This is a genomic window from Paraprevotella sp. (assembly GCF_986071375.1).
Genome location: NZ_CFQRNQ010000035.1, coordinates 1 through 8,349, shown reverse-complemented (window position 1 = coordinate 8,349; position 8,349 = coordinate 1). Strand labels below are relative to the sequence as shown.

General features: G+C 47.9%; 5 protein-coding genes and 1 pseudogene. 2 read left to right on the top strand and 4 right to left on the bottom strand.

Going from position 1 to position 8,349, the window contains the following annotated elements:
- Positions 1 to 86: 86 nt before the first annotated feature.
- A pseudogene (locus AC5RDV_RS13165) lies at positions 87 to 357 on the top strand (ATP-binding protein); the annotation flags it as partial.
- A gap of 220 nt (positions 358 to 577) precedes the next feature.
- Here AC5RDV_RS13165 and AC5RDV_RS13160 read toward each other — a convergent pair.
- Positions 578 to 2,038, bottom strand: a complete 1,461-nt coding sequence (locus AC5RDV_RS13160; protein ID WP_282748473.1) for a sodium:solute symporter — start codon at positions 2,036 to 2,038, stop codon at positions 578 to 580.
- Between the two features lie 53 nt (positions 2,039 to 2,091).
- The gene (locus AC5RDV_RS13155) at positions 2,092 to 3,525 is read right to left on the bottom strand and encodes an amidophosphoribosyltransferase (protein ID WP_130893293.1); all 1,434 of its coding nucleotides are present in this window, start codon (positions 3,523 to 3,525) and stop codon (positions 2,092 to 2,094) included.
- A gap of 173 nt (positions 3,526 to 3,698) precedes the next feature.
- Between AC5RDV_RS13155 and AC5RDV_RS13150 the strand changes: the two genes are divergently transcribed.
- On the top strand, positions 3,699 to 5,879 hold the full coding sequence (locus tag AC5RDV_RS13150) for a DUF5686 family protein (RefSeq protein WP_282748472.1): 2,181 nt from the start codon (positions 3,699 to 3,701) through the stop codon (positions 5,877 to 5,879).
- A 19-nt stretch (positions 5,880 to 5,898) separates the two neighbouring features.
- Here AC5RDV_RS13150 and AC5RDV_RS13145 read toward each other — a convergent pair whose 3' ends face one another.
- Positions 5,899 to 7,398: a hypothetical protein gene (locus AC5RDV_RS13145; RefSeq protein ID WP_282748471.1), complete on the bottom strand. Its 1,500-nt coding sequence runs from the start codon at positions 7,396 to 7,398 to the stop codon at positions 5,899 to 5,901.
- A gap of 121 nt (positions 7,399 to 7,519) precedes the next feature.
- Positions 7,520 to 8,299, bottom strand: a complete 780-nt coding sequence (locus tag AC5RDV_RS13140) for a DUF6359 domain-containing protein (RefSeq protein WP_282748470.1) — start codon at positions 8,297 to 8,299, stop codon at positions 7,520 to 7,522.
- Positions 8,300 to 8,349 lie beyond the last annotated feature (50 nt).

Sequence of the window (8,349 nt, the reverse complement as noted above, 5' to 3'; positions counted from 1 at the left end):
ACATTCTGTGTATTTGTCAAAACAGAGGTTGTACCGATTAAAATGAATGGTCGCTGATAATCAGTGATGTAAATATGCTGCATCGGAAATACAACCTGATTATCAGTGACGAGTTCGGGCATGTCTGTTGCGGACAAAAAGTGAGGAAAAATGCACTTCAATCACCTGTCACCCAGGCCAGGAAAGAAAGCCACAATCATTACCACAAACCTGTTTTTTAACAGGTGGAATGAAATCATCAAGAACAAGGTACTGGTCGCGGCCATGGTGGACAAGTTGACGCATAAGGCGTTTCTTGTCAATATGAGCAGACAATCATATAGACTCAAAGAAACACAAAAAACAACGAAAATATAAAAACTATTTAAAACAATAAAGTACTTTTGTAAAAGCCAAGGGTGAAGCTCGGTTAAAATAAAATATGGTGCTATTTTCAATTAGCATCTATACGGATACTTCTAAAAACATATACCCCAAATACCTTCACTTCTTCCTATCTCAGACTTTCAACAGAATCTTGAGCTCTCATGAAACAGCCTTTTTCCCTTTCCGTTTGTACACGGAAAGGGGATTTTTACTACCGTTTATCCATATCCGGAGAATAAGCCTTGGAAAACGCATACAACCCCACGAACGTGAACAATCCGTTCAACATCAGCAATTCGTATCCGAAACGATAACCATAGGCCGAAACGGTCCAGGCGTCTAACAAGTAGCACCCCATGGGTGACGCGACACAAATCCACGGGACAGCCGCAAGCCAGAGTTTGCGCCGGGTAAACATGCCGAAAGCAAACAAGCCCAACAACGGCCCGTAAGTGTAAGAAGCCACCACATAAATGGCATCGATGACACTGGAATCGTTTACGGCCTCAAAACACAAGATAAAACCGACAAAGAGCAAAGCTATTACTCCGTGTACCTTCTTTCTTACTGCTTCCGGACGGGTAAACCTCCGCTCCACGTCCAGAATGTCCACACAAAAACTGGTGGTCAAGGCCGTCAGTGCGGAATCCGCACTGCTGAACGCCGCAGCGATAATACCGATAGTAAACAGTACCAACACTCCATTCCCTAAATGGCCTTCCGCACAAAACAAGGGCAAAATGTCATCTCCCTTCACGGGCAAGCCTATACCCTCGCGCGATGCCAAAGCCAACAGCAGGACGCCCACTCCCAGAAACAGCATATTCAAGGGTATGAACGAAAAGCCGTACGAGCACATGTCTTTCTGCGCATCATGCAGGTTCTTGCACGTGAGATTCTTCTGCATCATATCCTGATCCAACCCCGTCATGACAATCACAATAAAAATGCCGCTCAGGAACTGCTTCACGAAATGTTGCCGTGAAGTCCAATCGTCCCATTCTATCCAACGACCGTAAGGACTTTCCACCACATGCCGCACTGCCTCAACCACCGTAAAATCGTTCAAACGGCACAGTTGGTACAAAATCAACACCAGTGCCGTTACCAGACATAAAGTTTGCAAAGCGTCGGTCCACACCAACGATTTTATGCCTCCCCTGAAGGTGTATAGCCAAATCAGGAAAACCGTTCCGGACGCCGTGACCTCGAACGGAACCCCCAAGCTTCCGAACACGTAATTCTGCAAAATCAGGCACACTAAATACAACCGCGCGGCTGCCCCCAACATTTTAGATAACAAGAAAAAAGAAGCTCCGGTCCGATAGGCCGCCTTGCCGAACCGGACATCCAGATAAGCATAAATGGAGGTCAGGTTCAGCTTATAATACAAAGGCAACAATACAAAAGCCACTACGAGATACCCAAAAAAGAAACCTACACACATCTGCATGTAGGTCATATCCGCGTCCCTTACCATACCCGGCACCGACACGAAACTCACTCCAGACAAGGAAGCCCCTATCATGCCGAACGCCACCGCCCACCATGGCGACCGTCTGCCTCCCCGGAAAAACGTATCGTTGTCCCCCGTCCCACCGGCCTTACGGGAGACGGCAAACAGCAGAAGGAAATAAAGAACCGTTGTCAGTATGATATAAAATGCACTCATACAGCCCTTCTGTTTACGGTGCCACGTCCATCTGTCGGCCCCAGGAGCAAACACTATTCATCCGTGTTCTCCTCTTCCAAGGTAAAGCGGCTGCTTCCGTCGAAACAATGCGTGCACACCTGACATTTAGGCAAGCCGATGGCTTCTATAAGGTCTTCCAAGGTATTGAACTTCAAGGAAGAAAGATTCAGGCGTTCGGCTATCGTGTCCACCATTCGCTGGTATTCGGGCGAACCTGTCTGCGCGTATTTCTCCAAGTTTTTGTTCTCATCTCCCTCGAACTCCTTAATCAGCCGACGCGTAATCAACTCCATATCGCTTTTCGATGACGTGAAATTGATAAACGGGCAACCGTAAATCAACGGAGGGCAAGCAATACGCATGTGCACCTCTTTGGCCCCATAGTCGAATAAGATTTTCGTATTGTCGCGCAGTTGCGTTCCCCTCACGATGGAATCATCGCAGAAAAGTACACGCTTATCTTTCAGCATGTCGCGGTTGGCTATCAGCTTCATCTTGGCCACCAAGGAACGCATCTCCTGATTGCTCGGAGTGAAGCTCCGGGGCCATGTAGGAGTGTACTTGGAAATGGCACGTTGGTAGGGCACTCCCTTTCCTGCCGCATACCCCAAAGCCATGCCGATACCGGAATCCGGTATGCCACAGGCACAATCCACTTCGGCCTGGTCCCTCTCCCCCATCTTCTTGCCGCAAGCAAAGCGGAACTCTTCCACGTTCTTACCCTCATAGCAGGAAGTAGGGAAACCGTAATACACCCAAAGGAAGGAGCAGACTTGCATGCGCTTATGCGGACGGCGCAAACACTCCATCCCCTCGGCCTGCAACCGGACAATCTCACCGGGACCGAGGTAATACACGGTCTCGTAATCCAGATTGGGAAATGCCGTAGATTCCCCGGTTACGGCATACGCTCCTTCTTTCTTACCTACTACGACTGGTGTACGTCCCCAACTGTCTCTTGCAGCTATAATGCCATCTTCCGTCAGCAACAACAAGGAACAAGACCCTTTGATTTCCTTATACATGTGTTCGATACCTTCCACAAAAGTCTGTCCTTGGTTAATAAGCAAAGCTATCAGTTCGGTAGGGTTTATCTTACCTGAGCTGAACTCTGAGAAATGCATGCCCTGCTCCAGAAGCTTTGCGGCCAAGTCTTCCGCATTATTGATTTTCGCTACCGTCACGATCGCAAAACGTCCCAAATGCGAATTCATCAACAAAGGCTGTGCATCCGTATCACTGATGATACCGACACCGGCATTCCCTTTAAACTGCCCCAACTCGTCCTCAAACTTCGTCCGGAAATAAGTACTCTCCAAATTATGTATCGAGCGGATAAAACCATGCTCTTTACTATAAGTGGCCAACCCGCCACGCCGTGTACCTAAATGAGAATTATAATCTGTGCCGTAAAACAAATCGGCCACGCACTGCGTCTTTGAGATGACGCCGAAAAAACCTCCCATAAATATCGTGTATGTGAATTTGGGCACAAAATTAAGAAAAAACAACGATACACTATATCCATTTTTATTATTATCTTTGCCTGCGTCACTCTGAAAATCGCGATTAAGCAAGAGCAGAGCCGAGCTTGCTCGGGCCATACCGAGCCGGGGCGATTCATTTAAAACCGATAAACGTGAGTTTCATACGATATATATTGTGGGGATGCATGTTGTCCTTTCCACTGGTGATGCAAGCGCGCTTGGAAGCCGCCGACTCTATCATCAGCCGGATGCACCATGCCGCTTCACAATATATGGACTTCATCCACGAATACCGCGCAGAGCTATACATCAAAGCCCAACTGGATATCATCAAGAAAAACCGGGAATTCCGTTTCATTCCGGGATTGTTCAGAACCCCAAAAGACGCCAACCGCTTTATCGTAGAGACATACAGCGACCTACACTACACCGCTCCCAACATATACGACCAGAAAATCAAGGCTTATACCGGAACGTTGGGCGAAGCCCGTGAAATACCGGGCATTACGGATTATTTCAATGTCAACATCTATGCCCCTTACCTGATGGGGCAACGCCTGCTCTCCCCTTTGGCTCCCAACAGCAACAAATACTACCGCTATACTATCGACTCCGTGTCGTGCGACCGGCAACAACGTATCGAATACCACATCCGATTTATCCCTCGCAACAAAAGCTTCCAGTTATTGGACGGAAAAATGACGATTACGGAAGGGGCATGGAGCGTGCGCGAGATTTCATTCAAAGGGCAAGCCGATTTGTTGCTTTTCGATTGCCGCATCATCATGGGAGACATCGGCACCGACACGGAATACCTGCCGGTGAAAAACGACATCAACGCATCGTTTGCCTTTGCTTTCAATATCATGGAAGGATATTACGAATCTAGCCTGACTTATAAGGAAATACATCACCGTCGTAATACACCGGAAGACAGCATTTCCAAACCGAACTACAACCTTACCGCATCTTTTTCCCTGCAATGCGACCGGCAGGCCTATACAAAGGACTTTGCCCGTTTCGACTCCCTGCGGCCTACTCCTTTGGACAACTCCGAACTGTATATATATAAAAGGTATAAGGCACGGACGGATTCCATGAATTATATACAAAAGGAAACGACCAAGCCTTTCAAGAAAAACATCTGGGGCTCGGTGGGCGACTTTTTTCTGACCGATAGCGACTGGAAACTAAGCAACAATGCCACGTTGCAAAACTCTCCCTTCATCAATCCGCTGATGTTCAGTTACAGCAAAACGACCGGCATCGCCTACCGGCAAGATTTGAATTTCAACACCACATTCCGAAACAGCCAGTCCCTTCACGTCGGGACACGCTTGGGATATAACTTCACCCATAACGAATTCTATTGGAATGCAGGGGCCGAATACCAATATTGGCCGGAACACATGGGAACGGTAAGAGTCAACGTCGGGAACGGCAACCGCATTGGGAACAGCCGCATTATTGATGAACTCAAAAAGATTCCATCAGACAGCATCATCGACTTCGACAAACTGAACCTGGACCTTTTCAAAGACTTGAATTTCGAAATCAGCAACCACCTCGAAATCACCAACGGCCTGTCCGTAGGACTGGGATTCATGTTCCACCGCCGTACACCGGCCGAACATCCTGAAGAAAGTTTCCGGCAAGTGGAACTTCCGGAAAACGTAACCGAAGGATTGAAGGCCAACATACGCCCGCAGTATAACAGTTTCGCTCCGCGCATCCGGGTGGAATGGACTCCCGGCCAATACTATTACATGAACGGCCGACAGAAAATCAACCTGAAGTCCCGTTTCCCGACTTTCATCGTGGACTACGAGCGCGGTCTCAGGAACATATTCAAAAGTACAGGCGTTTATGAACGTATTGAGTTCGACATGCAGCACCACATCCGTACGGGTCTACTCTCCGACCTGTATTACCGCATCGGAATGGGACTGTTCACCAATCAGGAAGAAACTTATTTCGTAGACTTCGTCAACTTCCGCAAAAGCAACCTCCCCGAAGGATGGAACGACGAAATCGGAGGAGTGTTTCAGGCTTTAAATGGCCGATGGTATAACGCATCTCCTTACTACGTCAGAGGACATATCTCTTACGAAGCCCCGTTTCTTGTGCTACGCCACCTTATCAAATACACCAACCATATACAGAACGAACGCCTATACCTCAATATGCTCACCATGGACCATTTAGGACCTTATTTCGAATTGGGTTACGGCATAGGGACCTTCGTGTTCGACATGGGACTGTTCCTTTCTTTGGAAAACTTCAAGCAAATCGGCTTTGGGTATAAGTTCACCTTTGAGTTGTTCAGCAAATAATAAGTGGATTTTCCTTTTTCTACTTTTTCATCATCTTTCCGTATGGAATGATATACAACCCTTTAGGCCATTCTTCCGGAATACCTTCACCGGGCAATATTTCTCCTCTCTTTACACCATCCGGCCCATAAACAGGCAAAGGATGCCCGTCCGTCCTAAACTTTATCCAGTCCACCTCGTCCGGTGAGTCTTTTTCAATCAAACGCAAGGTATGAGAACCAGTTCCAGTGTACACCAAATACCCCCTACCGGGTGCCATCCAACTTCCCGCCGCAGCACACACAAACCGTGTGCCGCTATCATCCAGAAGAAAAACACTTTCCTTCTCATTTTCAATATCATACCGGCTGAATATTGTATAAAATCCATCTGTTTCCTTTAAGCTATTTTCCTGGGCCTGCACGACCGTCCCGTCTCCATAAAAGCAGACTACGGATTCACGAGGTTCCGAAGGTCTCCAAAGATACGGCCTTCCGGCTTTCCAAGCCTCATCGGTTTCCATTCGGTGGAATACCACACCCTCGCCGGTTATTTTTTCAAAACAAAGACGTTCCGATGCTACGGTTTCTCCATCTGGACTTTCCCAAGTAACTTTCTCCACGGCATACGGCAAACCTACAGTCAACCATCCTTCGTCATCCTCAATTTTCCGGTACCACACAATTCCAGTTCCCGACGGTACCGTAAACGAGTACTTAGGCCCTAAAGTACAGCTGTCACAACCCACCATCCGAGTCACGGCCCTTCCTTGTACATCCTCATCCTTCCGGTCTATTTCAACCACATTGGGCCATCCTTCCGGCAAACGCCCGGACTCTCCCTTACGCACGTATGTCCAGACATATCCTTTGGGCATCTTCCCGCCACCCGCCATACCTTTTCCTTGTGGCAGGGATATTGCGGTAAAATCAATCCGCCGGGCTTGAGCATAATCCAGTGCAAACAAAGAGTCTGCCAACCAGTCCCCTTTGAAGGTCCAGTCGCCGTCTTCTCTTCCTGCCAATACAGGCGGTTGCACTTCCTTATATATAAATAAGGAATCGCCTACATCCTGTTCGCATAACTTAAAAGAAATACCCCCGACCGGCATCAGACCAAATTGTTTTTTAGAAGAAACAGACGTAAAAACATCCTCTTTCGTATACAAAGATGTCTTTGACAAGCGAGCTGAGGCTAACGATATGATTTCAAACTTATTACTATACTTGTTTTTAGGATTTACAGAACTGGCCAATTCCTCGTCTGTCAAAGTCAATAAAGAAGTATACTCTTGTACACGCCCGTTAGAATACGCCAACCACGCATCCAAAGCCATGTCACGAAACGCATAAGCCTTCCCTTCCACCTGCAATTCAAAAATAGCCGTTCCGCCGTCATGTATATGTATTCTCCCGTTTTTATCCAAGGGAAGCTTGCGGGCAGCGCGGTTTTTCTTCCCCGTACCGGTTTTATCCTGCGATGCCATCACGTACAACGAGTCTGGATGTGCCGCACAATACCCGGCCAATACACAATGCATACCATCCTCCAGTTCACGGACATTCCTTACACGCCTGAAAGTTTGTGCTGAAACTACTTCCCCCCATAAACCCAACAGGAGAATACAACTATATAAAAAACATCTGGCATCCATGGTATTTTCATTTAGTTCTAATCGACCGGCCACCTTCAATATGTCCCGGCTTCAAGTCTATTATTATCGTATCTTTTTGAACAGGTCCCGGTTCAGGATCTTCCGGTTCCTCCGGCTTCCCTGGATTTTCCGGATCTTCGGGTTCTTCGGGTTCTTCGGGCTCTTCAGGTTCTTCCGGCTCCGGCTCTTCCACATCCCCGCCATTCGTCAGCCACTCATGATACGCCACGTTTTTCAATCCGACCACGTTAAAATAAGTCTTCACCAATCCCAACAAGCCAATCCGGCATCCCAGTACCTCCGGATGATCCACAAGATTGGCTTCATCCCTCACATCCGTACCCTTTTTAAGCTCTACTGGCATGCAACGCGAAGCATCCCTTTCATCTTTTGAATCCGCTATCAGAAGGTTCGTGCTTACGCCAGCAGCCCGTATCTCATCAGCCGTGAACAGGGCATTTTTCATCGTCCTGTCACACGCCCCCACTATATACCCCACGACCATTTCCTCATAATCCTCATCCAAGTCTACCCCTTCATACTCCGACAATATCCCGGTTACAGTCCAAGCACCCTCATATTCAGGCGGCAAAGGCACCTCTTCTTCCGTTCCGCCAGTCCCTCCCGCCCCATGGCCTCCGCCTTCCGGCTTATCGCCCGTTTGCCCGGGCTGTTCCGTGTCTTCCCCTTCTTCCGAAGGTAAATCCACTTTTTGGCAGGTTGCAAATCCTCCGACCAGATACAACCCGAACAGCATCTTCACGAGAAATTTATATCCAGACCGCATATCATTCTATTCTTCTGTCAACGTCTCTTTCAGACGTTTGAACTTATTTT